Genomic DNA, 25960 nt, shown 5'->3' with positions numbered 1-25960 from the left:
CATGAGCGCGCAACCGGCGGATCTGGTCCTGGAGCTGCGGTGGGAGCTCAACGCACCCCGCCAGCGGGTCTTCAGGGCGCTGACGGAGCCGGCCGAGCTCGCGAGGTGGTGGGGGCCGCACGGCTTCACCACGCCCGAGCTCGAGGTCGACCTCAGGCCCGGCGGCCGGTACCGCTTCTCCATGCAGCCACCCGACGGCGACGTGTTCCACCTCGCGGGCACGTTCCTCGAGATCGACCCGCCGAGCCGCCTCGTCTACACCTTCGCGTGGGAGGAGCCCGATCCAGACGACCGGGAGACCGTCGCCACGCTCGCTCTCGACGCCGTCGGCGAGGCCACGGAGGTGACGCTCTCGCAGGGCGAGTTCGCCACCGAGGCCCGACTCGCGCTGCACCGGGATGGCTGGTCGGACTCCTTCGAGCGACTGCGCGCGCTCCTCGAGCCGGGCGGCCCGGCGGTCGCACCGGAAGCGCGCGGCTCCTGATGGACCTGAGGACGGCACTGGAGCGGCTCTTCCCGTCCGCCCGGGGTGTGGAGGTCACCGTCCCCGTCGAGGATGGGTGCGCTGTTCTCTCAGGGCGAACGGCCCGCGGGAAGCACGGGGCCGCGGTCGACGTTCCATCCTCGCGGGGGTGAGGGGTCACGATGGAACCGACAGAGCACGACGCGCTCGACGCGTACTCCCAGGTCGTCTCAGGCGTCGCCGAGATGCTGCTGCCGCGGGTGGCGGCGATCAAGGTGCGCCGCCGCGGCCGTCCCGGAGAGGCCTCCGGCTCGGCCGTCGTACTCACCAGCGAAGGGCACCTGCTCACCAACGCGCACGTGGTGGGCGAGGCCGACGCCGGTGAGGCCACGTTCGCCGACGGCAGCGTCGCGCCCCTGGAGATCGTCGGCCGGGATCCGCTCGCGGACCTCGCGATCGTCCGGGCCGACCGGCCGACCACGGAGCCGCCGGTCTACCGCGACGTCGACGACCTCCGGATCGGGACCCTGGTCGTGGCCGTGGGCAACCCGCTGGGCATGGCCGGCAGCGTCACCGCCGGGGTGGTCAGCGGCCGCGGGCGCGCGCTCCCCGTCCGCACCCGCAACGCCACCCGCATCGTCGAGGACGTCATCCAGACCGACGCAGCGCTGAACCCGGGCAACTCGGGCGGAGCCCTCGCCGACTCCCGGGGCCGCGTCATCGGCATCAACACCGCGGTGGCCGGCGTCGGGCTCGGGCTCGCCGTGCCGATCAACGCCACCTCCCGGCGGATCATCTTCGCGCTCATGCACGACGGCCGGGTACGACGCGGCTACCTCGGACTGGTGACCTCGCCGGCTCCCCTGCCTCCGGACTGGGCGGCCCGGGGAGGACAGCGCCAGGCCCTGCGCGTCGTCGAGGTCATCGCGGGCAGTCCGGCGTCGTCCAGCGGCCTCCGCCCCGGCGACCTCATCCTCGCGGTTTCGGGGACGCCGCTCGGCGACGCGCAGTCGCTGCAGCGCCTGCTGTTCGAGGAGTCGATCGGGGCTCGGATGGAGATCACCGTGCTGCGCAACGGCGCCCTGGTGGACGCGGTCGCGTTCCCCGCCGAGCTCTCCGACTGACGCGCCCGGCCGGGGATTCTGCACGATGGACCCGATGCGGGCCATAGCCCGTTCGTGCGTGCCGGGCTGCCTCGCTGTACCGATGTCGCCGACCCCGGGTCAAGTGGTGTGCTTGGACCGAGGAGAGGGGGTCGTCCATGACGGGTAGTCGCCCAGTGAACGAACATGACGCGCTGCTCGAGGCGTTCCGAGCCGGTTGGCAGGCGGGCCTCGGGGTCACGGTCAAGAGCCCGGGGGCGCTGGCGGTGATCGAGGGCTGCTTCGAGATGTGGCTCAAGGAGGCGGCCGACGAGGTGGAGCTCTTCGGGATGGTCTTCCGCGGCCGCCAGGACCTGCCGAGTCCCACCCGGTTGCCGGCGCGTCCCGGAGAACGGCTGCCCCCTCCACCCCCGAAGCGGGCCCCGGTCGTCGTGCGCATCAAGAACGGCGGACAGATCCCGCGGCTGTTGCGCGGCACGGGTCCTCGAGCCGGACGCCGGCGTCCCCGCCACGCCTTGAACCAGAAGGAGCTCTCGTACGGCGAGTGACGGCGGGTCGTCAGAGTCCGCTCTGAACCGGGATCCGGTAGACCGACACGTGCGACCGGGACTCCGCCGTGAACTCGGCCCCCGCCCAGTCCGCATGCCTGCTCTCCAGCTCGAACCCGGCGAGCTGCGCCATCAGGTCGAGCTCGGCCGGCCAGACGTAGCGGTGCGGGCTCCGGAAGAGCTGCGCCTGCTTCCCGCCGTCGAAGTGGAAATGATGCGAGACGACGTGTTGGTGCAGGACGTCGTAGGTGTCCAACAGGATGTAGCCCGGCTCTGACCGGCCGACTGTGGCCTGCTGTCCGGGCGGGAGCCTGCGCAGCTCAGGGACCCACAGCTCGATGACGAAGCGGCCACCGGGCGTGAGGTGACGCGCCGCGTTCCGAAAGCATGCGACCTGCTCGGCCTGGGTCAGCAGGTTGGAGATCGTGTTGAAGACGAGGTAGGCCAGCGTGTACTCGCCCGGCGCTCGGGCGGTGGCCATGTCGCCCACGACCACTGGGATCGTGTCCTCGGCGGCCTTGGTGCGGAGCCGGTCGATCATCGGACCGGACAGCTCGATGCCGGTGACGGGTACGCCGCGCTCGGTCAGAGGGACGGCCACGCGACCGGTCCCGATCGCGAGCTCGAGCGCTCGGCCGTCGCCTGCCAGCTCGGCGAGGCGGTCGACCGTCGGCCCCACCACCTCGGGGGCGAACATGCCGGTGCCCGGGGTGTCGTACCGCTGGGCGGCATCGACGTCCCAGATCTCGTCCTGGCGCATGGCGACGGTCCTTTCTACGGAGTCGCGACGACGTCGTACGGCTGCGAGGCAACGCGAGGGCTCCGCATGCCGCGCCGGTTCACTGACCGGTGCGGCCGTCGATGCACTCTCGCAGCAGGTCGGCGTGGCCGGCGTGCCGGGCGTACTCCTCGATCACATGGACGAGGACGTCGCGGACGCTGACCGTGTCCTCGTCGAACGGCACCTCACGGCCGAGGTCGCCCTCGTCGAGCGCGTCCAGCCACTCGTCGGCCGCGGCGATCTCCGCCTTCCACGCCACGAACGCTTCCTCGACGACGGCCGGGTCCGCGATCGCTCCGTTGAGGTCCGCGTCCCTGTCGTCGTCGCGCTTGAACAGGCGGGGCCGGTCGACTCTCCCCTGCAGCACCCTCTGGAACCAGTGGTTCTCCACCTGGGCCAGGTGCCGGACCAGGCCGAGCAGGCTCAGGGTGCTCGGCGGGACAGAGCGACGGGCGAGCTGCTCGGCGTCGAGACCGCCGCACTTCATCTCGAGGGTCAGCCGGTAGTTGCCGAGGTACTCCCGCAGTGTCGCCTTCTCGCCCTTCGGGTTGCCGAAGGTGCGCGGATCGTCGGCGGGGTCCACCCACATGTCGCTCATGGCTCACGACCTTTGCGACAAACCGTGCCGGCCGCAACCGGGTTTCCGGGCGTGGGCAGGCCCGCGTGCTAGATCGCAGTGGCTCGTCGGGGGGATTTACAGCACCCACGGAGCCCGACGAGACTGCTGGACATGATCCGCCTTCTTCGTGACATGCCGGCCGGCGTCCTCGGACTCGAGGCGGTCGATGACGTGGAGAAAGAGGATTACGAGAACGTCATCGTGCCCGCGGTCGACGCGGCCCTCGCCGAGCACGGAAAGGTCCGCGTCGTCTACGTGCTGGGTCCGGAGTTCGACGAGTACGAGGGGGAGGCGGTCTGGGCGGACCTGAAGCTCGGCGCACGTCACCCGGCGTCGTTCGAGCGGGTCGCGGTCGTGACCAACGCGCGTTGGGCGGGTCCGGCGGTCAAGATCTTCAGTGTCCTGTGGCCCGGACAAGCACGTGCGTTTCCACTCGCTGACCTCGAGTCCGCGAAGCGCTGGGCGGCTGAGGACGCCGGCTGACACGTCGTCTCGCCGGACGGTAGCGCGCCAGCGTCGCTCAATCACCGGCTGCGTGAAGACGTACCTCATGCAGTTCTCCGAGGCAGAGGGGTTCTCCCACCTGCACCTCCACCTGGTCCCAAGACTGCCGGACCATCCCGACGACGCCCGCGGACCCAGGGTGTTTGCCTACATGACTGACGACCAGGCTCAGTGGCTCCCCGCGACGGAACGCGACACCATCGCACTCGCCGTCCGTGCAGCGCTCGCGTAGAGCCGGCGTCCGGCTTCTCCGCGATGAGCTGGAGGTGCCGTCCCTTCTTGTCGCGACTCCGCTGACATGGTGGTGCCATGGAGAAGTCACCGGAGGGTTACGCGCTGCACGCCGGAGTGCCGACCCCGACCGATTACGTGCGGCTACGCCAGGACTCAGGCCTGACCCCCCGCACTCTGGAGCAAGCGAATCGTGCCCTGCCCGGCAGTTGGGTCGCCTGCCACGTCATTGACGTCGAGGACGGCGCGACGGTGGGGATGGGGCGACTGATCGGCGATGGCGGTTGGTACTTCCACGTGGTTGACATGGCGGTGCTGCCTCCTCACCAGCGGCGTGGCATCGGGAATCAGGTCCTCACATGGTTGCTCGACCGGGTTCGCGAAGCAGCTCCGCCAGGTGCCTGTGTATCGCTCATGGCAGATCCGCCGGGGCGACGCTTGTATGCGCGCCACGGCTTCGCTGAGAACCGAGACCTGTCGATCGGCATGGCGATGTGGTTGGGACGCGAGAATGGCGTGCCAGAGAACGCGGTCCGTCAGCAGATCGGAGATGCCCGATGACGTCTCACCTTGTCGCGCTCTGCGTCGATGCGCACGACCCCGACCGTCTCGCGCGCTTCTGGGCTGGCCTGCTGGACCGGGAGGTCGCCGACGACGGCCTGACATTGCTGCCGAGTGATGACACCGGGTTCAGCATCCGGTTCCAGCCGACCCAGGAGCAGAGGGCCGGCCAGAACCAGATGCACCTCCATCTGACGAGCACCTCCCTCGACGACCAGCAGTCGACGGTGGCTCGGGCGCTCGGGCTCGGCGGCCGGCACCTCGACATCGGCAAGGGCGCAGAGGATGAGCACGTGGTGCTCGCCGACCCCGAGGGCAATGAGTTCTGCGTGATCGAGCCGGGCAACAACTTCCTTGCCGACTGCGGGTTCCTCGGAGAGCTGACCTGTGACGGTTCGCGGCAGGTCGGGTACTTCTGGAGCGAGGCGCTGGGCTGGCCGTTGGTCTGGGACCAGGACCAGGAGACCGCGATCCAGTCGCCGGGCGGCGGTACGAAGATCGCCTGGGGAGGCCCGCCGGTGGCGCCGAAGACCGGGAAGAACCGGCTCCACTTCGACCTCGCTCCACCGGTCGGCGGCGACCAGCAGGCTGAGGTCGACCGTCTCGTCTCCCTGGGGGCGACCCGAGTCGACATCGGCCAGGGCAACGTCAGCTGGGTGGTGCTGGCCGATCCAGACGGCAACGAGTTCTGCGTGCTGTCCTCTCGATGACACTCGCGAGCCCGCCTCGCTCAGGCTGAGGCGTCGGGGTCCCGTACGGTCACACTTGATCGAGGAGGAGTCCATGACCAACGAATCCCTCGACCGGGACTCTTGGGAACGGCGCTGGGAACAGGCACTACGTGAGCACCCGGACGCGGTAGCGAGCCGCCCGCCGAATGCGCATCTGCTCGCGGAGTTCGGAGACCTCCGACCAGGCCGGGCGCTCGACGCCGGATGCGGGCACGGGTCGGAAGCGATCTGGCTCGCTGCGTCCGGGTGGCAGGTCACCGCGGTCGACTTCGCCGTGACCGCGCTCGAACACGGTCGGTCGCGGGCCCAGACGGTTGGTCCGGATGTGGCTGACCGAATCACGTGGGTCGAAGGAGACCTCGGGAGCTGGGCCCCCACGACCGAGAGCTTCGACCTCGTCAGTTGTCTGTACGTCCACGTAGCTGGGGAGGTGGGCGAGATGGTCAGGCGGCTCGGCGCAGGCGTCGCTCCCGGCGGAGCGCTGTTTCTGGTTGGTCACCGCCCTGTCGACCCTGCGACCGGCACACCCACGCCCGCCGCGGGTCAGGTGCAGGTGTCCGTCGATGCCGCCGTCGACGCTCTCGATCCGCGTGAGTGGGAGATCCTCGTCGCAGAGGATCGGCCGCGACCCGTGGTCGGCACCGGTGTCGATGCGGTGGTGCACGCGGTCCGGCGCACCTGACGCGCCTGTGACGGCGTTCGAGTCAACCGCTCATGGCGCAGACAGCGCGGTCGTGCCGATGAGCGGCTGCACGGGGGGTGAGCCCACCCATGGCTGCTCGAGGTTTCGGTGAGCGGGACCGGAACCGACGCTGTCACCGGCGCGGAATCAGTAACTCGCGAGGAAGTAGAGCACCCCGCCGAGGCTGCTGAGGACACCGAGCATCACGGCGGCACCGCCCAGCACCCGCGCCCACGCGGCCTCCGCTGCCTTCGCCGCCTGGAACGCCACCGCGGTCGCCGCGAAGGGCATCAGCGCGATGCCGAGGCCGGCGAGCTCCGACTCGGCCAGCAGCCTGGTGATCAGGTTGTCGAGCGCGCCCCAGGCGCCGAGAAGCAGCGCAACGATGAACGTGAAGGAGGCGACGACGCGGGCCTCGGCACTGGTGTCCATGCGCGGAGGATATGGGGGTGGCGTCGGGCCGACCCGGTGCCACGCCCTACGGCGGATCACCAGTGCCCGGGCCCGAGCCGGGCCCAAAACCATCGCAACACCGCAGGGGGGCTGACGGCTCGCCAGGATCCGGGGCGGTGTTTGCGGGGTCGCCTTCACGCAGGCCACCACCCGAGCCGGTCCGAGGCAGGTCCAGAGACCGTTCACGTGACCGACGCAGCCGGCCAACGAGTCCTCCGCAGAACGTCCATCTATGCCGCGATCCGCCTGGTCCCGCGCCTAGTGCGGCGGCTTTACGGCACGTCGCCACCACGCGGCAAGGAGACAGACGGCAGTCACGCCGAAGATCGCGACCAGCGCCAGCAACATGCGGGCATCTCTGGCGTCGTCCTGGAAGTCGTTGGTGATCACAGCCAGCCACAGGAAGGCTGAGCCGAACGCCAACACCGCGCAGAGGAAGCCCGCCTTCGTCAGGCCGCGGTGGCGTCTTCGGCGCATGGCCAGCGAGGGCCGCCGAAACGCCGCCTCCTTCGCCTCGTCAGCCGCAACCTCTCCCAGCGCCTGGAGCAGGAAATAGCCGAGGCCAGCGAGGACTGCGGCTCCCGCTGCAGCGAGTGACACCTCGGCTTCCATGGGTTCACTCTAGGCAGCGTGCGGACGGCACCGCCGGACGTCGACACATGCCGCACTCCGCGCGCCGGTCAGCCACGACTGACCAGCGAAGCACCCACGGGACGGTGTCGACTACGCTGTCCGGTGCATGGCCCGCCTGGGTTGCATCGAGTTTTGCAGCGAGGGTTTCAGCCATGCTCCGCCCTCGTAGCTCAGGGGATAGAGCGTCGGTTTCCTAAACCGTGCGTCGCAGGTTCGAATCCTGCCGGGGGCACCCAGCAAAAGCGCAGGTCAGACGGCCTTTTCACGATCCGGCACCTCCTCGTCGAACAGCATCGGATCCACCTCGGTACACATCCTGTACACACCCGCCTGGCGGGCCGCCTCGTCCAGTCGCGCAGCCACCGCGTCGAGCTCGTCCGGGAACAGGTGGCCGTAGCGGCCCAGCGTGATGGTGGCCGAGACGTGGCCCAGCATCCGCTGAACCGCTTGACCGAGGCTGCGGTGTGCCGCAACTGGTCGTCCGACCGTGCTGACGTGTCCCCCTGTGAACAGCCTGTGTCTACGGGGTGGATTCGACCACGGTGACGGTCGGGTCGCCCGGGAGCAAGTCGAAGGAGCCAGCGTCGGGATGTCCCGAGGAGACGTACGTCTGCTGGTTGTCGATCTGGTCCCAGGTGATGACCTCGAGGTAGTAGGTACCCGGTGGTGTGCCCTGCGGCAGCACGATGGAGTCGGTCCAGGTGCCGTCAAGGGCGTCGCCGCTCGTCATCGTGAGCGACTCGTAGAGGTCCCGGGGGCCGTTCGGGTCCGCGGACACCAGACGTACCCCGACCCCGCTGACGCCTGAGCCGGAGGTGTCCGTGGCCCGGACCGCGAAGTCCACCCTGGCAGGGCCGGCCAGCGTGTCCACCTCAGTCGGTGAGGGGACAGCGGACACGATCTCCGGCGGGGTGCTGTCATTCATCCGCGGTCGGCCGATGACGGTGAACCTGCCCCTGTCGTCGGGGAGAGGCTGTTTGGTCGCCGGGTCCGCGCCCCCGGCCCACATCCACAGGTCGGGGCCGAGCCATGAGATGGACGTCCACGTCTCCGCGTGGGCACGGTCCGTCGTGGAGATCTCGACGTTCCAGTCGCCCGAGACAGCTCCCCTGTCGACCCCGAGGTCGGCGCTCCAGACCCCGTCGTGGACGTCACCGCTGAGCCGACGCATCGTGGCGCAGTACATTGCGATCTCTCGCCCGTCGACCAGCGGCTCGTGGATGCACGCTTGAGCGTCCGACACCCCCGACAGCACGTCGGTCAGCCGAGCCTTCACCAGCACGCTCGAGTACTGGGTCCGCACGTCGACTGTCGTGTCCGGGGTGGGGCTCAAGAGCACTGTGACACGGGGAAGCTCGGTGTCCGGAGTGGCGTCACGCACCTCGATGACAGGGTCCTCGAACTGAGCGGACGACGCGCGTCCGATCCTGTCTCTGACGTAGATGCTGAAGCGGTAGGTACCTGGCAGGCTCCAACGACGGAACACCAGGGTGGTCTCCCACCAGCCGTCGCGGACGGTGCCGGAATCAAGCATCGCGGGCGCCATGGGGAAGTCGTCGGCCTGCTCGAACGAACCGACCCGGACGGATCCGACTCCGGTGTCGTCGGTGACATGGACGCGCACGGTGACCTCCCGGTCAGCGTCGGTGACATCCACCTGGGTGGCCGACGTGGTCACCTGGAGCGCTTGCGGTGGCGCGAGGTCGTAGACACAGCGGTGCTGGACGTCGTCTGCGCCCACTGTGCACCAGTTCGTGCCGGCCCCGCCGTCGAGCGTGTCGGGCTGGGGACCCCCGTCGAGGTCGTCGTTGCCGTCACCGCCCAGGAGTGTGTCCGCTCCTCCGGCGCCCCTCAGCACGTCCGCGCCCGCCTGGCCGACCACACGGTCCCCGCCCAGGCCGCCCGAGAGCCGGTCGGCTCCGAGGTCGCCGTACAACAAGTCGGCGCCGTCACCTCCGTCGAGCATGTCTGCCATCGCCCCACCGCGAACCCGGTCGGTTCCGTCGCCGCCATAGACCCTGTCGGCTCCTCCTCCGGAGAGAAGAACGTCGGCCCCGGTGCCGCCCACGAGTCGGTCAGGCCCGGCGCCGCCCTTGAGGAGGTCGTCGCCGCCGCGTCCACGCACGACGTCTGCACCACCGAGGCCGCAGATCACGTCGCGACGCGAGGTCCCGACCAGCACCTCGGCTTTCGCAGTCCCGCGGATCGTGCATGACGTGGACGTCGCTGCACTGGCAGCCACCGGGGCTACCACCGACAGTGCCGTGCCGCACAACAAGAAGACCGAGCAGAGGACGTGGAGCGGCCGAGGGCGCACGGCGGTTCGGACCTTTCGCGAGATATGTGGGATCAGGCTAGGGCCTCCGGGTCGTGTCGACCAGGACAAGCGGGGAGTTTTCACCTGCGCCACAGCGGCCAGCGCCCGGGCGCCGCGCCCGGATCGGCGGATCCCGGGCCAGGGCTCGTCAGGATCCCTTTGCGGCGAGCACCGAGATGCTCTTGACCCCGTAGCTGAGGCTGGCGCTGCGCGCTTGGGCGGAGAGGAACGCGTACGGGTTGGCGCGCACCCGTTCGACGGTGAAGCCCGCAGCCTCGATCAACCCGAGATACGTGTCCTTCTGGGGAGCGCCGCCGATGCAGGAGGCCCACAGGTCCGCGTTGCAGACGATGGCCTCGGTGAGCGGCCGCTCGGTAACGATGTCCGCGATGGCGAGCATGCCGCCGGGTCGGAGCACCCGCGCCGCCTCCGCGAACACGGTGGCCTTGTCCGGGCAGAGGTTGATGACGCCGTTGGAGATCACGTAGTCGGCAACGGCATCCGCGACCGGAAGTGCCTCGATGCGCCCTTCGCGGAACTCGATCTGGGCCACACCGGTCTCCGTGGCGAGCCGTCGAGCCTTCGCGAGCTGCTCGGTCGTGAAGTCGACACCCACCACGTGCCCGGTCGGACCGACCAGGCCGGCTGCATAGAAGGCGTCCATGCCCGCGCCGCTCCCCAGGTCCACGACGGTCTCGCCGGGTCCCGGGGAGGCCAGGTCGAAGAAGTGACCCACACCCGCGAACGAGTCCACGGCACCCGGCGGGACCGCGGCAAGCCGTTCTGGGTCGTACCCGAGGCGCACGGCGAGCTCCCGGCCAAGCTCGAAGTGGAATCTGCCCTGGGGCTCCTGTGCCACGAGGCGGTACATGTCCTTGACCTTCGCCTCGAGCTGATCGACATCCACTGTGGTCGTGGTCATCGGGCGCCTCCTCCATCAGTTCAAGTGAATACTTGAATAAACTCCTCGCCTTCAGATAATGTCAAGAGAGTTCTTGAATAGGTCTGGACAGAGGAGGCAGCAGTGTCGGACCACCGAGCGAAGGTCGCGCTGTTCGATGCGCTGACCGAGTCGGCCAAGGCGCTGGCCAACGGACGACGGGCCGAGCTCGTCGACGTACTCCTCCAGGGCGAGCGGTCCGTGGAGGACCTGGCGACCGAGATCCACCAGAGCGTCGCCAACACGTCCCAGCACCTGCAGCGACTTCTCCGAGCAGGCCTCGTGCGAACCCGCCGCGACGGCAACCGCATCCACTACTCGCTGGCCAGCCCCCTCGTCGGCACGCTGTGGCAGACCATGCGGCAGGTGGCCGAGCAGCACGTGGTCGACCTCGGGCGGCTCGCCGAGGACTACGTCGGTGACCGCGGCGCGCTGGCCACGATGACGCGGGACCAGCTTCGAGCGCGGCTCCGGGAAGGCGACGTCGTCGTGCTCGATGTGAGGCCCGAGCCGGAGTACTCGGCTGGTCACATCCCGGGCGCGATCTCCGTACCGATCGGCGCACTAGAGGCACGTCTGGGGCAGATACCTACCGGTGCGGACGTGGTCGCCTACTGCCGGGGGCCCTACTGCGTGTACGCCGACGAGGCGGTGCGTGCGCTGTCGGCGGCGGGCCGCTCGGCGGCTCGGCTCGAGGACGGTTTTCCCGAATGGGCGGCATTGCGCCTGCCCGTGGAGCGTGAGGCCGCGGTGCCGTCGTGAGCAACGGACGCGAACCTGCAAAGCCGACCGCGGTGCGGTTCGACGAGGAAGGAGATCCAGTGAGTGAGCTCGACGTGATTCCTCTGGTCGACGAGGGACTGGGCAACTCCGCATACCTGCTGGACCTCGGGGACGGGCGCGCGCTGGCGGTGGACGCGAGCCGTGACCTGCGTGCGCTGCGTGAGGCTGCGGGACGCCGCCGGCTGACTGTCGCGTATGCCGCAGACACCCATCTGCACGCCGACTTCCTGACCGGCGCGTTGCAGCTCGCGGCGTCCGACGGCGCCCAGGTCCTGGCGTCCGCGGCCGGGAACCGGGAGTACCCGCACACCGGTCTGAGTGACGGGGACGAGGTAGACCTCGGCGGCCTGACGCTGCGGACGCTGGCCACCCCCGGTCATACCCACGAACACATCGCCTTCCAGGTTCTCGACGGTTCCCGGACGGTCGGGGTGTTCACCGGCGGCTCGTTGATCGTCGGGTCCGCAGCCCGCACCGACCTCGTCTCCCCGGAGCAGACCGAGGCCCTGGCCCGCGCCCAGTACCGGTCGCTTCAGCGCCTGGCGAGGCTCGACGACGAGGTCGCGGTGTGGCCGACCCATGGTGCGGGCTCGTTCTGCTCCGCACCGCCCGGTGCGGAGCGCACGTCGACGATCGGGACCGAACGAGCCACGAACACCCTGCTCCGGGCGCCGAGCGAGGACGCCTTCCTCCAGCAGTTGCTGGCGTCCCTCGGCGCGTTCCCGCCGTACTTCCTCCGTCTCGGCGAGATCAACCGTCGTGGCCCCGCCCTCGTCGAGGGTGACCGCCTCCGTCCCGTCGCACCCACACAGGTGGCTCGCCTGCGGGCGTCCGGCGCCGAGGTGGTCGACGTACGGCCGATAGCCGACTTCGGCGCCCGCCACGTCCCGGGCTCGGTCTCCATCCCGCTCCGGGCAGCGTTCGCCACCTGGCTCGGCTGGCTCGTCGATGCCACCCGGCCGATCGTCATCGTCCGCAACGCCGACCAGGACCCCGCTGAGATCGTCTGGCAGGCCCGCAAGGTTGGCTACGACCGGATCGCCGGCGAGGTCGACGGCGGCATCGCCGGATGGGTCGCAGCCGGTGAGCCCACCACGACGATCCCCTTGGTCGCAGCGGCCAGCCTGGCCGGCGAGAGAGTGCTCGACATCCGTCAGGACAGCGAGTTCGCCACCGGGCACGTGCCCGGCGCTGACCATGTCGAGCTCGGAGAGCTGGCCTTCCGCGCTGGCGACGTGCCCGCCGACCCGACGGTGGTGATGTGCGGTCACGGCGAACGCGCCATGGGCGCAGCGAGCCTGTTGGCGCGCGCCGGCCACCGCGACGTCTCGGTAATGGCCGGAGGGCCCCAGGACTGGGCGGAAGCCACGGGCACGCCGCTCGAGGTCCGCGCGTGAGGCCGGCGACCAAGCCCGGCACTGCCGGCGTCCGTCCGATCGAGCTCGGGCTGCGGCAGAACGCCGCCCAGTTCACCCTGCTCGTGGCGGTCAACGCTCTCGTGGGCGGCATGCTCGGCCAGGAGCGCACCGTCCTGCCGCTGTTGGGTGAGCAGGAGTTCGGGATCACGGCGTACACCGCTGGGCTGGGCTACATCCTGGTCTTCGGGCTGGCCAAAGCCGCCACCAACTACTTCGCCGGCACCTGGTCGGACCGCTTCGGCCGCAAGCCGGTGTTGGTCGCCGGCTGGCTGGTCGCGGTGCCGGTACCGCTGATGTTGATCTGGGCGCCGTCGTGGGAGTGGGTCCTGGTCGCGAACCTGTTCCTCGGCATCAGCCAAGGTCTGACCTGGTCCACCACCGTCGTGATGAAGATCGACCTGGTCGGGCCCGCACGTCGAGGTCTCGCGATGGGGTTGAACGAGGCCGCCGGGTACACCGCCGTCGCCGCAACGGCGCTGGCCACCGGCTACCTGGCAGAGTCCTACGGCCTGCGTCCGGCACCCTTCTTCCTCGGCATCGCGTTCGTGGCCCTCGGGCTGGGTCTGTCCACCCTGGCGGTCAAGGAGACCCGCGAACACGCCCGGCTCGACGCCGCCAGCCACGTCGCGCGCGCCGACGGCAGGCACGACCACCTCCACCGCGAGCTGAGCAACGGCCAGGTGTTCATCCAGACCAGCTTCAAGGAACCCGCCCTGTCCGCGGCCAGCCAGGCCGGGCTGGTGAACAACCTCAACGACGGACTGGCCTGGGGCCTCTTCCCGATCCTGTTCGCCGGCGCCGGCTTGTCCGTCGGGAAGATCGGGGTCCTCGCCGCGCTCTACCCGGCCGTGTGGGGTCTCGGCCAGCTGTTCACCGGCGCCCTGTCGGACCGGTGGGGACGCAAGTGGATGATCGCGTCAGGCATGTGGCTGCAAGCCATCGCCCTCGCACTGATCGGACTCGCCGACGTGTTCACCGTCTGGGCCCTCGCCGCCACCCTCCTCGGCGCCGGGACCGCGATGGTCTACCCCACCCTTCTCGCGGCTATCGGCGACGTGGCCCACCCGGCCTGGCGCGCCCGCTCTGTCGGGGTCTACCGACTCTGGCGGGACGGCGGCTTCGCCGTCGGCGCCCTGCTCGCCGGTCTTCTCGCCGACGCCCTCGGCATCCACACCGCCATCTGGGCCATTGCCGGACTGACGGCACTGTCCGGTCTCGTGGTCGCTGTCCGCATGTACGAAACGCATCACCGACCCACCCCAGCCGAGCAGGACGTGACGAACGAGACCTGACCTGGCCGCGGGGCGTCGGGGAGCCGGACCCGGGCTCGGAAACCGCCCTCCGCCACGCCTTCGAGAGCCTTTCGTCCCTGGTTGGCCACCTCACCGGCAGGCAACTGTGGACTTGTGAGGAAGATCCTGATCATCGTCAACGGTCCGGCGTACGGCGCGGACGAGACCTTCAACGCGCTTCGTCTCGCGCTCGCACTCGCCCGACGGGACGACGCCGAGGTGTCGCTGTTCCTGATGGGCGACGCCGTGACCTGCGCCATTGCCGGACAGAAGACGCCGAACGGCTACTACACGCTCGACCGGATGCTGACCACGCTCGCTCGCCACGGCGGCCACATCGCCTGTTGCGGCACGTGCATGGACGCCCGCGGGCTCACCGAGGCCCACCTGATCCCGGAGGCCCCCCGCTCGACCATGGACGAGCTCGCAGCCTGGACCGTCGAGTCCGACCCCGTGATGACGTTCTGATCCGGGGCTCCACGGTCGGCGCTCGTCGGCGTACCCGACCGCGCCGTCACCCGACCGCCTTCGCGAGACGGGCGACCGCGTCCGCCACGCGCGGCCCGAACATGACCTCGTCGTTGTGGTCCGCCCCGCGGATCACCACTCTTTCGGCAAGCGACGTGGCCTCGTCGGCCACCCGGGCACTCAGCCCGGGCGGCACGACCGAGTCCCGGTCCCCGTAGATCACGGTCACCGGCACCTCGCTGTCGGACAGGAGCTCGGTGACCCGGAACTTGTCCTGCAGCAACAGCCGCACGGGTAGCCACGGATAGTGGTGCGCTCCCACGTCGGCCAGCTCGGGGAACGGTGACCGCAGCACCACACCCGCCGGCGCACGTCGCGCCTGCAGCGCCGTCACCACACCCGCGCCCAACGACTCACCGAAGTAGATCGTCCGCTCCGCCGGGTAGCCCAGCTCGTCGAGTGCCAGTGCCGCAGCCATGGCGTCCCTGGCGAGCCCGTCCTCGCTCGGGCTGCCCGGGTTCCCGCCGTACCCGCGATAGTCCATCAGGACCACGGCGAGCCCCCGCCGGCTCAGCTCGGTCGCCAGACCCACCCGACCCGACCGGTTGCCACCGTTGCCAGGCGCGACGAGCACGGCCAGGTGCGTGTCCGAAGACGGGCTCGCGGGCACGAACCACGCACCCAGCGCCACTCCGTCCGACGTGCGCAGGGTGACGTCGCGGGCCCCCTCGATCACCTCCCCGGCCGACGGGACCGTCGTCGAGTCCGGGAAGTAGATCAGCTGCCGCTGCAGCGCCGTCAACATGCCGACCGCCAACCCCACGAGGAGCACGGTCACGAGGCCCAGCACGATCCCCCGCCGGGACCCCGCTCGCGTGACCATTCCTCATGGTGTTCCTGGGAGGCCGCCCCCGCAAAGCTGGCCAGACGCCCGGATCTGGCTCCGCTCTGTCATTGCATCCAGCCTTACGAGCGGAACATTCCAATTAAATCCGCAGTAGGGCCAAGATCCGATTCAGGGCATTGGCGAGCCGCAGCTCGTTGAGCAGTCCGGTGCCATCAAGGAGGCCGGCGACCGCACACAGCAGGTTGCCGAGCAGGTTGCCCGCTCCCGGGCGAGCCACGATGTCGAGCACGACGCGCTTGAGGTGGACCTCGAGGCCCAGCAGGTTCAGATCCAGTGGCCCGAGGACCAGGTTCAAGATGTCGCAGACCTCGCCCTGGGCCGCCGTCAGACCGGCGTCACGGCTCGCGCTCGCGGTTCCGCTCTTGACCGGAATGGTCACGCGCCTGGTCACACTGCCCACGACGTCGCCGTTGCCGCGGCGAAGCGTCGCCGTCAGCACCCCGTTCGCGTACGCCTGCCCACGCTGGACGAGGAACCGGTCCGGGGCGAAGGTCCCCCTGACCGTCCCAGCCTTCCCGAACGTGCCCCGCACCCGCGAGGTGATCGTGCCGGGCGCGCTGACTGCTCGCTCCATGACCGTGGTCGGCATGCCGCCGGCGCCGGCCGAGGCCGACCCGCCAGGTGCCGCCGACGCCCCGGGAAGGACCAGTGCGCCGAGCGCGCACGCGGTCACGCTCGCGGTGATGACCCGAGCCCTTCCTGTTGCTCCCGAGAAATTCATGATGGCTCCCCTCGAAATCCGATCGCTTATCTGCAGCCTGTTCCCCTCCACTACTGAAAGCAATCGCCGATATTCCTGTTTTATCTTTAACGAAAAGCCAGGCAAATAGGAATTAGATGGACAATTCTCGTTCGAATCACATCCCCTTCGTGCGCAGCCGACCGCTCGCCCGCCGTAGGTGGACAGCTCGTGTGCACCACGCCCGACCCGTGCGCGGAATACGCTGGTCGGGTGACCCCCGAGGAGCTGGCGAACCTCGCCCATCTGCGCCGCGCGCGCGACCTGATGGACCGCGAGTACGCCCGGCCGCTCGACGTACCGGCCCTCGCGCAGGCCGCGCTCATGTCACCGGCGCACTTCTCCCGGCAGTTCCGCTCGGCGTACGGCGAGACGCCGTACGCCTATCTGATGACCCGCCGCATCGAGCGCGCCAAGGCCCTCCTCCGCCGCGGCGACCTGACGGTGACCGAGGTGTGCATGGCGGTCGGCTGTACGTCGCTCGGCTCGTTCAGCTCACGCTTCACCGAGCTGGTCGGCGAGAGCCCCACCGCCTACCGCGCCCGTGACCACGACCCGGGCGCGGTCGTGCCGGCCTGTGTCGCGAAGGACCGGACGCGACCGAGCAGGAACGGAGAAGCGGTTCCGGCCGCGGCGCCCTAGCGTTGCGGGCATGGACCTTTCGCTCTCCCACTGCTTCGTGACCGTGCACGACCCCGACCTGGCGTTGGCGTTCTACCGCGACGTCCTCGGGCTCGAGCTGCGCAACGACGTCTCCTCCGACGGCTTCCGCTGGCTGACCCTCACGACGCCGTCGCAGCCGGACGTCGAGATCGTGCTCACCGAGCCGCATGCCGGCCGCCCGCCCGTCGACGGCGACGCCCTGATGGCGCTGCTGACCAAGGGCTCGCTGAACGGCCTGATCTTCCGTACGACGGACCTTGACGCGACCTTCGAGAAGGTACGCGCGTCCGGGGCGGACGTGCTCCAGGAACCGTCCGACCAGCCCTGGGGTGCCCGCGACTGCGCCGTCCGCGACCCGTCGGGCAACATGATCCGGATCGCCCAGGCACCCCAGGCGTGAGGCATTTCGCCCTCCCGCGCCGCCGGCTTCGTGGATGATCGGTCTCGACTCGAGGAGAGGCCGATGTCCGCACAGATCCTGACCACCGTCACCGCGACCGTCGACGCCGCGCGCGAGCCCGAGCTCACGGACGGCTTCCGTGAGCTCACCGGCCGCCCGATGCCCGACGGGATCGTGCGCACCGAGCTGTTGCGCGGCCAGGACGGCCGCTGGCAGATCCAGACGCTGTGGCGTGACCGCGCGGCGCTGGAGGGGGTGCGGGACAGCTCCGAGCCGCCGGCCGCCCTGGAGCTGTTCCGCCGCGTCGGAGCCGACCACTCGCACGCGGTCTTCCTCGTCGAGCAGGCGCACCAGCCTGGCGCCGGAGGCTGAGCCCTCCGCTGGAAACCCGGCCAGGACGCGACGGGTCGCCGCCGCTCCGTTTCGTCGCGGGTCCGGTTGGGCACGTTAAGACCTCACAGCGGACAGCGGACCTCCGGATGCTGTCCCGACGGAAGGGAGTCGACGTGGGACCGGGAATCAGCCTCGTGGTGCTCGGCGCGATACTCACCTTCGCCGTGCGCGCCGAGTCCTCGGTCGTCGACCTGCAGGTGGTGGGCCTGATCTTCATGGTGGCCGGCGGCGCGGTCATCGCGCACGCCCGGCGCGGCACGAAGCGGGAGCACGTCGTCACGCGGGTGGACGAGTCCATGGACCCGAACCAGCCGACCCACACCGTGCAGGAGCACGTGACCGACCGGCGCGTCGACTAGCCGCCCGGATCCTCCGGCCGCCACCGGTAGGGGCCGCGTTCAGGCCCCGGCCACCTCCAGGCCGCTGCGGCGTCGCCTGCCCTCCGTACGTTCGCGGCCATGACGACGACCCGTAACCGCCGTGGCGCCGCCCTGCTGCTCGCGGCCTGCACGCTCGCCACCCAGGCACCGTTCACCGCCTCCGCGGAGGAGCCCAGCCGTACGGCGCCCGCAGCGCTCGCGAGCCCACGACCCACCCCGACGCCCCTCGACCTGGGCCCGGCCGACCTCCCCGAGACCCGGTCGACCCGGGTGCTGCAGCCCGGGGTCTCCCTCACCCAGATCACCCGCGGGCGGACCGACCCGTCCCACGTGTGGACCCTCGAGGCGCTGATCCCCGCCACCTCGACCTCCCCGGACCCCGATGCGCCGCCGCAGAGCCTCAGTGACGCGGACAGCGCGCAGGCGCTCGCGGACCGGCTCCGCGCCGACGGGTACCCGGCCCGGGTCGAGGAGGTCACGCATCCCCGGACCGCGGACGTGCCGGCGGGCACGCTCGGCTACCGGGTCCGCGTCGGCTCCTACCCGTCGAAGGCCGAGGCCGACGCGGCCCGGGCCGAGCTCGCCGCGGCCGGTCACGCGGCGAGCAGCGTGTTCACCGGGTGGGACGGGGAGGCCGACGACCTCGGGCCCTGGCACGTGAACGTGGTCCGGGTCGACCCCCGGCGGCTCCAGGGCAGCCTCGAGGCGTCGTACGGCCCCGACCTCTACGGCCGAGAGACCACCTCCGCGCTGGCCCGCGCGGCCGGGGCGACGGTCGGCGTCAACGGCGGTTTCTTCGTCCTCGACCCGAACGCCGGCGCACCCGGTGACCCGGCGGGCACCGGCGTGTACGACGGGCAGCTGCTGTCCGAGCCCGTCGGCGACCGGCCGGCCCTCGTCCTGCGGCCCGACGGGCGCGGAACCGCCGTGGAGCGGCTCACCTGGGCCTCGCGCGCCGAGATCGACGACCGGCGGTTGCCCCTGGACGGCGTGAACCGCGTGCCGGGCCTGGTCCGCAACTGTGGCGGCGAGCCGAGCGACGCGCCCACCGCCCTGCCGCTGCACGACGTCACCTGCACCGACGCGAGCGAGCTGGTCGCCTTCACCCCGGCGTACGGCCCGACGACGCCGGCGGGCCCGGGCGTCGAGGTGGTCCTCGGCCCCGACCGCGTGGTCCGTGCGGTTGCGCAGAGCCGGGGCACGACGCTCGCCGCCGGCCAGACCTCCCTGCAGGCCACAGGGGAGACGGCCGAACGGCTGGGCACGGTCGAGGTCGGCGACCACCTCGACGTACGCGACCGCCTCGTGGACGGCGCCGGCGAGACCCTCCCCACCCCGGGCGGGACCATGGTCGTCAACGGCGGGCCGCAGCTGGTGCGCGACGGTCGGGTCGAGATCACCCAGCGGCGGGACGGCATGGTGCATCCGGGCGAGCCGAGCTTCGCCTACGGCTGGTTCCTCAAGCGCAACCCGCGCACCTTCGCCGGCGTCGACGACCGGGGCCGGACCGTGCTGGTCACCGTCGACGGCCGTTCGACCGACGACCTCGGGCTCAGCATCCCCGAAGCCGCCGACGTGGCCCGATCCCTCGGCCTGGTCGACGCGCTCAACCTCGACGGCGGGGGCTCCACCACGCTCGCCGTGGACGGGCAGCTGGCCTCCCACCCCTCCGACACGACCGGCGAGCGCCCCGTGGGTGACGCGCTGCTGGTGCTCCCCGGCCGCTGACCGCGACCGCCACTCGAGCGGCCGGAGGGAGTGTACCCACGACGCGTGCGCGGCACCTCTTGTCCTCCACACCGGTGACGGACCCGGCGCCGCGGGAGCATGATCGGAACCATGACCTCCTCGATCATCCCCGACGAGAACGAGCACCTCATCACGGGCTGGGAGCCCGACGTGCCCGCCGACGACACGCTGGTGCGGCAGGCGGTGCTGGCGCACGCGTCCTGGCCGGTCGAGGTGGCCCGGGCGCTGGGCCGGCCCTGGCGGCACACCGACCGCTGGGCCGGAGGCTGGGTCGGCGACCGCGGCCCGCTCACCAACCTGGTGATGCTGCTCCAGCCGCTCGACGACCCGGCCGCGGTCACGGCCGAGATCGGCGAGATGATCCCGGCGCACGTGCCCTACTGCCTGGTCAGCCCCTGGCCCACGCCGGACCTCCGTCCGCAGGGGCTCGTTCTCCTCGGCCACCCTCCGCTGATGGTCCGCTTCCCGGCGCACCACGAGATGCCGGCGCCGCACGGCGTCGAGGTGCGCGAGGTCGGGACCGCCGAGGAGCTCGCGGTCGCCGAGCAGGTCCTGGTCCGTGGCTACCCGATGCCCGAGCTCGAGCCGCTCACGCCCGGGTCGCTGCTCGCGCCGGCGATCCTCGACGGGCTCACCCGGGTGTGGCTCGGACACGTCGACGGCCAGCCGGCCTCGGTCGCGGCCGCGTTCCGGCACACCGACGTGACGCTCGTGGAGTACGTCGCCGCGCTGCCCAACGCGCGCGGACGCGGCGCCGGCGCCGCGGTCACGTGGGCCGCGACGCTCGCGGAGCCGGACAGCCCGGTGGTGCTGATGTCGAGCGACGAGGGCCGGCCGGTCTACGAGGGCATGGGGTTCATCCCTGTCGAGCGTTGGACCGCCTGGCTGCGCCCCTGACCGTGCACCCCGCACGGCCGCCCGTCACAGCGCGTGGGCGTCGCGCAGCCCCGCCGCCTCGGCGAGCACGGCCGCGGGCATCGTCGCGTCGGTGAGACCGACCCGGTCGTCGTACGCCGCCAGCACCGCCTCCTCGACCCGGTCCAGCGACAGGCCGGGAACCTCCTCGACGACCGACCCGAGCGACCCGTCGTCGAAGGGCAGGCCCAGCGTGCCGTACACCTTGCCGACCAGCGGCCTGAGCAGCGCGGCGTCGTCGTGCACCAGCACCGCGCTGAACAGCCACGCGCCTCGCACCATCCGCTGCGCGGTGCCGACGACCTTCACCCGGCCCCGCGCGTTCACGCTGTGCGAGCCGGGGCAGTACTCCCCCGGCACCTCGCCGACCCGGGCGTCCACCCCGAGCCCGCGCAGCACGGCGGCCCAGAGCGCTCCCTCGGAGCGGAACCGGTCCTCCATCCGCGACGGCCAGTCCGGGTCGGGCCCGACGTGGTCGACGACCAGTGCTTCCCGGGTGTAGGCCACCGCCCGGCCGCCCGGAGCCCGGACGACGGGCGCGAACCCGGCGTCGCGCACCAGCGAGACCGCCTCGTCGAACCGGGGCAGCCGCACGTCCCGGCGCCCGAACGCGACCGCCGGCGAGCGGGGCCGGTAGACGCGCAGCACCGGCCCGGACTCCCCGCGGCTCACCCGCCGCAGGAGCGCCTGGGCGGTCGCCATCTCCAGCGCCGGGTCGTCACCGGGCAGGGCACCACGCAGCAGGTCCACGCGCAGACTGTACGGCGCCCGCCCCGAGGTCGCCCGGAGGCCGCCCGCCCGGCGACGTCGCTCAGCCGGAGAGCCGCTCGAGCAGGGCCATCGCGTCGTGCGGGGCGTACCCCTTCACGTCGTTGTCGAAGTACACGAACACGTCCTCGCCGGCGTCGGCCCAGTCCCGCACCTTCGCCGCCCACCTGTCCAACGCCTGCGCGCTGTAGCCGCTCGCGTAGAGCTCGGCGTCGCCGTGCAGCCGCACGTAGCGGAAGTCGCTCGTGCGCTCCTCCACGAACGGCCACCTGCCCGCGGTGTCCGCGACCACGAACCCGACGTCGTGGGCCCGCAGCAGCTCCGCCGCGGCCGGCTCCGCGAAGCTGGCGTGCCGGACCTCCAGCGCATGGCGCATCGGCCGGTCGTCCTCGGCGACGGTGAGCGCCCGGTCCTCGGGCACCTTGGCGTCGTGGTGCTTGGCGAGCTCGGCCGCCTCTCCCGTCGTCCGCGGCAGCTGGGCGAAGAACCCGGCGAGCCGCTCCTCGTCGTACCCGAGGTTCGGCGGCAGCTGCCACAGCACCGGTCCGAGCTTGGGGCCCAGCGCGAGCAGGCCGGAGGCGAAGAAGTTGGCCAACGGCGCCTCGACGTCGGCCAGCTTCTTCATGTGCGTGATGAACCGGCCGCCCTTGACCGCGAACACGAAGTCGTCGGGCGTCTGCTCCCGCCAGGACGTGTAGCTCGACGGCCGCTGCAGGGAGTAGAACGAGCCGTTGATCTCGATCGAGGTCAGCCGGGACGCGGCGTACGCCAGCTCCTCGCGCTGCACGAGGCCGCGCGGGTAGAAGTCGCCACGCCAGCCGGCGTAGTTCCACCCGGAGATCCCGACGCGGACACGGCCCATCCGCCCAGACTAGGACGCGCGGCGGCGACGTCGTACGGCCGCGGCCGCCAGCAGCGCCGGCGCCACGATCGCGACCCCGGCCAGGTTACGGCCGCCGCGCCGGGCGGGACCGGGAGCCAGGTCGGTCGGCTCCAGCGGCGGGACGCTGAGCCCGGCGCCGTCGAACCGGTAGACGTCGAAGCCGCGCACCAGGTCGTTGCCGTAGCCGTAGAAGGAGCCGTCGGCCGCGATCCGGTTGGTCTTGAAGGACCAGGTGTCGGAGTCGGGCAGCACGTAGCTGCCGACCTCGCGCATGCCGACTCCGTCACCGATCCCGACGCTCGCCGGCGACCCCTCCACGTCGGCGAGGCCGGAGATGTCCAGCACGCGCACGCCCTGCGCGTACCAGGCGATCGTGAGCATCTCCTGCTCCGGGTAGACCCTCAGCACGTGTGAGGTGCAGGTAGCCCCGTCCTGCGGCTGGACGGCGGGGATGAACCAGGTGCCGATCTTCTCCGGAGACCGTTCCTTCTGCCCGGTGATGTCGTAGAGATGCAGGCCGCCGCCTGGACACTCCGCGCTGGCTGCCGCGCCGGCTCGCTCGTCGGTGACCACGAGAACCTCGCGCTCGCTGCCGTCTTCACGGGTCAGCGTGACGGGGTCGGCCTGGTGCGCCACGTTGATCGCCGGGTCGAGGATCTGTGCCACCTGCTCGGGCTTCTCCGGGTCCGTGGTGTCGAGCACCAGGGTCTGCGAGAGCGCCGCGGAGTAGGCGCGGGTGCCGTCGGCGTTGAAGGTGATGTCGTGGGACTCGGAGCCGAGGGAGAGCGGCACGAACGGGATCGGGTAGTCCTGCACCTTGCGCGGCATCTCCGGCTGGGAGATGTCGTAGATGGTGATCGCCGGGGCGGTGCTCGTGACCAGGTCGGAGTTGGAGTTGTACAGGTAGTCGCCACTGGGGTGGACGGTCATGTTGTGCGAGCCGCGCGGCACGTGCAGGTAGCTGACCGTCTGCGGCTGGGTCGGGGTGGTGAGGTCCACGATCACCGTGCCCGACGCGGTGGGGTCGAGCTCGAGGTCCCGTCCGCACCGCGACGCGGCGCCGGCCTCGCCGAAGGTGCCGTCGGCGGTGTAGCTGGCCAGGACCCGGTCGCCATGCCGCCACACCTGGATGTCGCCCTGGCTGATGTCGCAGTCATAGACCGCGGCCACCGAGGGGCTGTCCGGATGGGTGATGTCGATGATCTGGAGGCCCTCACGCAGGGTGCCCGCCAGCGCGTACTCCGACCGGCCGATCTTGAGGAACTCGACGTCGGAGCCGTTCTGGGCGGTGCCGGACGGGGTGTACTGCAGGTTCGCGACGTGGGACATGGCCACCCCCTCGCCGGACTCCGCCACGGAGGCTTCCCGGGTGTTCGTGGGGAGGTCGCCGACCTCGTCCCCGCCGTCACCACCGTGCGCGGACGCGGGGGCCGCCGGGAGCAGGGTCAGCGCGAGCGCCGCCGTACCGAGGATGCCGCCGAGAACAGGCCGTCGGGTCATGTCGCCGCCTTCGCCGTGGGGAACCGGTCCTGTCCCTCCAACGACGCAGGCGGCCGGCGGTTACCCCGCGGCGCCGAAGACGCCGGTCTTCTCCAGCAGCTTCCAGACCTGGTCGCGGCGGGAGACGGCGTACTGCGCGGTGACGTGGTGGTCGTCGCGCCAGACGATCTCGCCGCCGACGACCGGCTGGCAGACCGGGGCGCCGGGGCAGAACGCCGGGTTCAGGTCGACGGTGTGCAGCGCCGGGTCCTCGGCGGCCGCGGCGATGTACAACGCGTCGGTGGGGCTGGTGCCGAGCGGCACCGGGACCGCGCACGCGGACGGTTCGGACGCCGAGGTCAGGCACTCGTCGGGGTCGAAGGTCTCCGGCATGATCATCCGCTCGACCAGCACCGTGTCGTCGGCGACCTTCTCCACCTTGGCCAGGGTCTCGCGCGACGTCTCCGCGGTCATCTGCTCGAGCGGCTGCTCCCGGCCGTCACGACGGACGATGGTGCGCGCCCACTGCGGCTCGTCGCGCGGCCGGCTGACCAGGACCACGACGTCGGGGTCGAGCTCGGGCAGCACCTCGTCGTACCAGCCGACCCGGCCGTCCTCGCACTTCTGGGCCTCCTTCTCGGAGGACTTCTTGTTCGCCAGGCCCTCCTGCCACGGGCAGCCTGCCTGCACGTTCAGCGACAGCCGCAGGTCGTGCTTCTCGGCGATCGACTCGAACATCGGCACCAGCATCTGGGCCTGGCTGTCCCCGACGAGCAGCACGTGGGGGCCCGACCCGTCCACGACCGTGCACCGGGCGACGTCCGCGGCGGAGCAGGAGCCCTCGTCGCCGATGTCGTCCTCCACCTTCGCCCAGTCGACGTCCGCGGGCAGCCGGGTCGGCTTGCCCGTCGCCACCCCGGCCACGCCGGAGGCGGAGTCGAGCGCGGCAAGGGCGGGCTTGCGGTCCAGCTGCAGCGCCCAGGGCACGAGGGTCACCGCGACGAGCGCGCTCACCGCGACGCCGGTGACGGCGGTGTTCCACTGGAACCGGTCGAGGAAGCCGTTCTTCCGGATCGGCATCTCCAGCACCTCGTACGACGCCGCGGCCAGACCGGTCGCGACGCCCACGGCGAGCACCGCGACGATCTTCGGGCTCACCACCAGGACCTCCTCCAGGACGAGGATGACCGGCCAGTGCCACAGGTAGGTGCCGTAGGAGATCCGACCCAGGAAGACCGGGACCGGGCGGGCGAGCCCACGGGCCAGGACGCCGTCGTCGCGCAGGCTGAGGCCGGCGATCAGCAGCACCGAGGCCACCATCGCGCCGATCCCGCGCCACGACGGGGAGAGCGGCGGCAGGCCGCTGCCGAGCACGAGCAGCAGCACGAGCCCCCCGACCGCGAGCAGCTCGGCGGTGCGGCGCCGTACCTGCACGTGCCAGGTGCGCAGCGCGACGGTCAGCAGCACACCGGCCAGCAGCTGGTAGAGCCGGGCGTCGGTGCCGTAGTAGGCGTGGTTGGTGTCGACCTGGGCCCAGTAGAGCTGCGAGCCCAGCGACAGCGCGAAGAGCGCGCCCAGCGCTGCCAGCAGCGCCCACCCCCACCGGCGGGTGGCCTTGGTGAGCAGCAGGAGCAGGATCGGGAAGACGAAGTAGAACTGCTCCTCGATCGCCAGCGACCAGAAGTGCAGGAACGGGCTCTCCTCGACGTCGGTGGCGAAGTAGTCGCTCGACTGCGCCAGGAACCGCCAGTTGGCCACGTAGAGCAGGGCAGCCTGGGCGTCACCGATCAGCGGCAGCCGCCGGGTGACCGAGGAGATCAGCACGAAGACCGCGCAGGTGGCCACCACCACCGCCACCGCGGCGGGCAGCAGCCGGCGCACCCGGCGGGAGTAGAACTTCCCGATCCGCAGGGTGCCGGTCCGGTCGATCTCGCTCAGGATGACGTTCGAGACCAGGAAGCCGGACAGCACGAAGAAGAGGTCCACGCCCACGAATCCGCCACCGGCCACGGGGAGGCCGGTGTGGAAGAGCAGCACGAGGTACACCGCGATGGTGCGGAGGCCGTCGAGCGCGGGGCGGTAGGACCAGGACATGCCGACTGAGTATAGGAAGGGACCGGGGCCTTCCACGCAGTTGGGACGCGGTGTCCGTGACCA

The 25960-nt window shown here is 71.0% G+C and carries 31 protein-coding genes and 1 tRNA gene; 19 read left to right on the top strand and 13 right to left on the bottom strand.

Translation table 11 applies throughout. The features are described 5' to 3' along the window. The first annotated feature begins 1 nt into the window (after position 1). The 3 genes from K1X13_RS10095 to K1X13_RS10085 all read left to right on the top strand — a co-directional run bounded on the left by K1X13_RS10095 (position 2) and on the right by K1X13_RS10085 (position 2114). Positions 2–484, top strand: coding sequence for an SRPBCC family protein (locus tag K1X13_RS10095; protein WP_221024956.1), 483 nt, complete (start codon positions 2–4; stop codon positions 482–484). A gap of 161 nt (positions 485–645) precedes the next feature. After that, on the top strand, positions 646–1587 hold the full coding sequence (locus tag K1X13_RS10090) for a S1C family serine protease (RefSeq protein ID WP_221024955.1): 942 nt from the start codon (positions 646–648) through the stop codon (positions 1585–1587). A 155-nt stretch (positions 1588–1742) separates the two neighbouring features. Then, the gene (locus K1X13_RS10085) at positions 1743–2114 is read left to right on the top strand and encodes a hypothetical protein (protein ID WP_221024954.1); all 372 of its coding nucleotides are present in this window, start codon (positions 1743–1745) and stop codon (positions 2112–2114) included. A 10-nt stretch (positions 2115–2124) separates the two neighbouring features. On the opposite strand, the gene K1X13_RS10080 is transcribed toward K1X13_RS10085, so the two are convergent. Continuing rightward, a complete protein-coding gene (locus K1X13_RS10080) occupies positions 2125–2874 on the bottom strand; it encodes a class I SAM-dependent DNA methyltransferase (protein WP_221024953.1) in 750 nt (249 codons plus the stop codon). A 79-nt stretch (positions 2875–2953) separates the two neighbouring features. Further along, a complete protein-coding gene (locus K1X13_RS10075) occupies positions 2954–3493 on the bottom strand; it encodes a DinB family protein (RefSeq protein WP_221024952.1) in 540 nt (179 codons plus the stop codon). 132 nt (positions 3494–3625) lie between these two features. On the opposite strand from K1X13_RS10075, the gene K1X13_RS10070 reads away from it, so the two are divergent. From K1X13_RS10070 to K1X13_RS10050, 5 genes are all read left to right on the top strand, one after another. Beyond that, positions 3626–3997 (top strand): SpoIIAA family protein, encoded by a 372-nt coding sequence (locus tag K1X13_RS10070; RefSeq protein ID WP_221024951.1) that lies wholly within the window; start codon positions 3626–3628, stop codon positions 3995–3997. Positions 3998–4049: 52 nt separating this feature from the next. Further along, positions 4050–4250, top strand: a complete 201-nt coding sequence (locus tag K1X13_RS10065; protein WP_221024950.1) for a hypothetical protein — start codon at positions 4050–4052, stop codon at positions 4248–4250. Positions 4251–4327: 77 nt separating this feature from the next. Next, entirely contained in the window at positions 4328–4810 is a 483-nt protein-coding gene (locus K1X13_RS10060) for a GNAT family N-acetyltransferase (protein WP_221024949.1), read from the top strand. Beyond that, entirely contained in the window at positions 4807–5520 is a 714-nt protein-coding gene (locus K1X13_RS10055) for a VOC family protein (protein WP_221024948.1), read from the top strand. The genes K1X13_RS10060 and K1X13_RS10055 overlap by 4 nt, the downstream gene beginning before the upstream one ends. Before the next feature lie 73 nt (positions 5521–5593). Continuing rightward, entirely contained in the window at positions 5594–6223 is a 630-nt protein-coding gene (locus tag K1X13_RS10050) for a class I SAM-dependent methyltransferase (RefSeq protein WP_221024947.1), read from the top strand. Between the two features lie 147 nt (positions 6224–6370). On the opposite strand, the gene K1X13_RS10045 is transcribed toward K1X13_RS10050, so the two are convergent. Further along, positions 6371–6655: a hypothetical protein gene (locus K1X13_RS10045; protein WP_221024946.1), complete on the bottom strand. Its 285-nt coding sequence runs from the start codon at positions 6653–6655 to the stop codon at positions 6371–6373. 279 nt (positions 6656–6934) lie between these two features. Continuing rightward, the gene (locus tag K1X13_RS10040) at positions 6935–7288 is read right to left on the bottom strand and encodes a hypothetical protein (RefSeq protein ID WP_221024945.1); all 354 of its coding nucleotides are present in this window, start codon (positions 7286–7288) and stop codon (positions 6935–6937) included. Between the two features lie 180 nt (positions 7289–7468). Between K1X13_RS10040 and K1X13_RS10035 the strand changes: the two genes are divergently transcribed. After that, positions 7469–7541, top strand: a tRNA-Arg gene (locus tag K1X13_RS10035). 17 nt (positions 7542–7558) lie between these two features. Here the strand turns inward: K1X13_RS10035 and K1X13_RS10030 are convergent. From K1X13_RS10030 to K1X13_RS10020, 3 genes are all read right to left on the bottom strand, one after another. After that, positions 7559–7744, bottom strand: a complete 186-nt coding sequence (locus tag K1X13_RS10030) for a hypothetical protein (protein WP_221024944.1) — start codon at positions 7742–7744, stop codon at positions 7559–7561. An 85-nt stretch (positions 7745–7829) separates the two neighbouring features. Further along, positions 7830–9695, bottom strand: a complete 1866-nt coding sequence (locus K1X13_RS10025; protein ID WP_221024943.1) for a calcium-binding protein — start codon at positions 9693–9695, stop codon at positions 7830–7832. Positions 9696–9774: 79 nt separating this feature from the next. Beyond that, positions 9775–10548, bottom strand: coding sequence for a methyltransferase domain-containing protein (locus K1X13_RS10020; protein WP_221024942.1), 774 nt, complete (start codon positions 10546–10548; stop codon positions 9775–9777). A 102-nt stretch (positions 10549–10650) separates the two neighbouring features. Here K1X13_RS10020 and K1X13_RS10015 point away from each other — a divergent pair, with 102 nt between their 5' ends. From K1X13_RS10015 to K1X13_RS10000, 4 genes are all read left to right on the top strand, one after another. Beyond that, a complete protein-coding gene (locus K1X13_RS10015) occupies positions 10651–11328 on the top strand; it encodes an ArsR/SmtB family transcription factor (protein WP_221024941.1) in 678 nt (225 codons plus the stop codon). Between the two features lie 59 nt (positions 11329–11387). Beyond that, positions 11388–12746 (top strand): MBL fold metallo-hydrolase, encoded by a 1359-nt coding sequence (locus K1X13_RS10010; protein ID WP_221024940.1) that lies wholly within the window; start codon positions 11388–11390, stop codon positions 12744–12746. Continuing rightward, positions 12743–14059 (top strand): MFS transporter, encoded by a 1317-nt coding sequence (locus tag K1X13_RS10005; protein WP_308249490.1) that lies wholly within the window; start codon positions 12743–12745, stop codon positions 14057–14059. Before K1X13_RS10010 ends, K1X13_RS10005 begins: the two co-directional genes overlap by 4 nt. 114 nt (positions 14060–14173) lie before the next feature. After that, positions 14174–14527, top strand: coding sequence for a DsrE/DsrF/TusD sulfur relay family protein (locus K1X13_RS10000; protein ID WP_221024939.1), 354 nt, complete (start codon positions 14174–14176; stop codon positions 14525–14527). A 46-nt stretch (positions 14528–14573) separates the two neighbouring features. Here K1X13_RS10000 and K1X13_RS09995 read toward each other — a convergent pair whose 3' ends face one another. Together K1X13_RS09995 and K1X13_RS09990 are read right to left on the bottom strand one after the other, a co-directional pair. Next, a complete protein-coding gene (locus K1X13_RS09995; RefSeq protein WP_221024938.1) occupies positions 14574–15410 on the bottom strand; it encodes an alpha/beta hydrolase in 837 nt (278 codons plus the stop codon). Between the two features lie 103 nt (positions 15411–15513). After that, positions 15514–16107: a hypothetical protein gene (locus K1X13_RS09990; protein WP_221024937.1), complete on the bottom strand. Its 594-nt coding sequence runs from the start codon at positions 16105–16107 to the stop codon at positions 15514–15516. 279 nt (positions 16108–16386) lie between these two features. Between K1X13_RS09990 and K1X13_RS09985 the strand changes: the two genes are divergently transcribed. The 6 genes from K1X13_RS09985 to K1X13_RS09960 all read left to right on the top strand — a co-directional run bounded on the left by K1X13_RS09985 (position 16387) and on the right by K1X13_RS09960 (position 20655). Next, on the top strand, positions 16387–16815 hold the full coding sequence (locus K1X13_RS09985) for a helix-turn-helix transcriptional regulator (RefSeq protein WP_443678915.1): 429 nt from the start codon (positions 16387–16389) through the stop codon (positions 16813–16815). Between the two features lie 10 nt (positions 16816–16825). Continuing rightward, positions 16826–17236 carry a VOC family protein gene (locus K1X13_RS09980; RefSeq protein WP_221024936.1) on the top strand — a complete coding sequence of 137 codons (411 nt, stop codon included), beginning with the start codon at positions 16826–16828 and terminating at the stop codon, positions 17234–17236. Positions 17237–17299: 63 nt separating this feature from the next. After that, positions 17300–17608 carry a hypothetical protein gene (locus K1X13_RS09975; RefSeq protein WP_221024935.1) on the top strand — a complete coding sequence of 103 codons (309 nt, stop codon included), beginning with the start codon at positions 17300–17302 and terminating at the stop codon, positions 17606–17608. A gap of 134 nt (positions 17609–17742) precedes the next feature. Beyond that, on the top strand, positions 17743–17988 hold the full coding sequence (locus tag K1X13_RS09970) for a DUF6458 family protein (RefSeq protein WP_221024934.1): 246 nt from the start codon (positions 17743–17745) through the stop codon (positions 17986–17988). A 99-nt stretch (positions 17989–18087) separates the two neighbouring features. Further along, positions 18088–19737: a phosphodiester glycosidase family protein gene (locus K1X13_RS09965; protein WP_221024933.1), complete on the top strand. Its 1650-nt coding sequence runs from the start codon at positions 18088–18090 to the stop codon at positions 19735–19737. A gap of 111 nt (positions 19738–19848) precedes the next feature. Next, entirely contained in the window at positions 19849–20655 is an 807-nt protein-coding gene (locus K1X13_RS09960; protein WP_221024932.1) for a GNAT family N-acetyltransferase, read from the top strand. A 24-nt stretch (positions 20656–20679) separates the two neighbouring features. On the opposite strand, the gene K1X13_RS09955 is transcribed toward K1X13_RS09960, so the two are convergent. From K1X13_RS09955 to K1X13_RS09940, 4 genes are all read right to left on the bottom strand, one after another. Further along, complete coding sequence (locus tag K1X13_RS09955; RefSeq protein WP_221024931.1) at positions 20680–21423, bottom strand: lipoate--protein ligase family protein; 744 nt, start codon at positions 21421–21423, stop codon at positions 20680–20682. A 61-nt stretch (positions 21424–21484) separates the two neighbouring features. After that, on the bottom strand, positions 21485–22303 hold the full coding sequence (locus K1X13_RS09950) for a DUF72 domain-containing protein (RefSeq protein ID WP_221024930.1): 819 nt from the start codon (positions 22301–22303) through the stop codon (positions 21485–21487). Positions 22304–22312: 9 nt separating this feature from the next. Then, a complete protein-coding gene (locus tag K1X13_RS09945) occupies positions 22313–23824 on the bottom strand; it encodes an LVIVD repeat-containing protein (protein ID WP_221024929.1) in 1512 nt (503 codons plus the stop codon). Between the two features lie 60 nt (positions 23825–23884). After that, positions 23885–25897, bottom strand: coding sequence for an acyltransferase family protein (locus tag K1X13_RS09940; protein ID WP_221024928.1), 2013 nt, complete (start codon positions 25895–25897; stop codon positions 23885–23887). Positions 25898–25960: the final 63 nt, after the last annotated feature.

Source organism: Nocardioides jiangsuensis (genome assembly GCF_019679455.1).
In the GTDB taxonomy this organism is placed as follows: Bacteria; Actinomycetota; Actinomycetes; order Propionibacteriales; family Nocardioidaceae; genus Nocardioides_C; species Nocardioides_C jiangsuensis.
This window is presented reverse-complemented; position numbering and strand designations above follow the sequence as displayed.